Origin of the sequence: Paenibacillus periandrae (assembly GCF_022458865.1) — a bacterium.
Taxonomy (GTDB): Bacteria; Bacillota; Bacilli; order Paenibacillales; family NBRC-103111; genus Paenibacillus_S; species Paenibacillus_S periandrae.
Genome location: NZ_JAJNMU010000105.1, coordinates 1 through 769, shown reverse-complemented (window position 1 = coordinate 769; position 769 = coordinate 1). Strand labels below are relative to the sequence as shown.

The following is a 769-nucleotide window of genomic DNA, read 5'->3' as shown; positions in this document are numbered from 1 at the left end:
CTCTTTGACGACGGATTCGACCTCTTCTTGGCTCAAAATGGATTGAAGAATAGACAGGATCGTGGTAGACTTTTTCATGGAGTCGCCACCTTTCGGGAGTTTGTAGGGGTACAAACATTTTACCGATGTGGCGGCTCTTTTTCTACCATTTAGTGGTTACTCAACAGGAATGTTGTCGTAGTAATGTTTCTTGATTCACAACTTTCTCGTCCTTCAATTGCTGGACTGCGACAGGGTGCGCTGGGTTTTTATCGACAGTGATTACGCGTGGCGATTGATTGTGAGATGAGGTCAACGCTTTCTTAAAAAAACGTTTAGCCGCGGGAGCATCTCGATTTTCAGACAACATGAAATCATTCATATTGCCATTTGAATCCACCGCTCTGTAAAGATATTTCCATTGTCCTTTGACTTTAATGTAGGTCTCATCCGTCCGAAGGGAATCATTAGTCGGCTTCAAATAAGGACGGATTCGTTTGTCTAGTTCCTGCCCAAACTCATGAACCCATCGCATGATCGTTGTATGAACGATATGTAAACCCCGTTCTTCCATGATTTCTACTAAATCACGATAACTTAGGCTATATTTCAAATACCATCGTACTGTTAGCAAGATAACCTCTGATTCATACTGCTTCCACTTCACGCCTGTTGATTAACCAAAATATGTAACAAAAAAGACCGCCGATTCGGGTAAATGGTAAGTACCACCAAACCATTCCGAAAAGAGGCGACCTCATGAATAAGTCTACCTTATTCCGAACGTTGG

General features: G+C 42.4%; 1 pseudogene. It reads right to left on the bottom strand.

Annotated elements, in window-relative coordinates:
- Positions 1 to 172: 172 nt before the first annotated feature.
- Positions 173 to 646, bottom strand: a pseudogene (locus LRL21_RS44745) (IS6 family transposase); the annotation flags it as partial.
- Between the last annotated feature and the right edge of the window lie 123 nt (positions 647 to 769).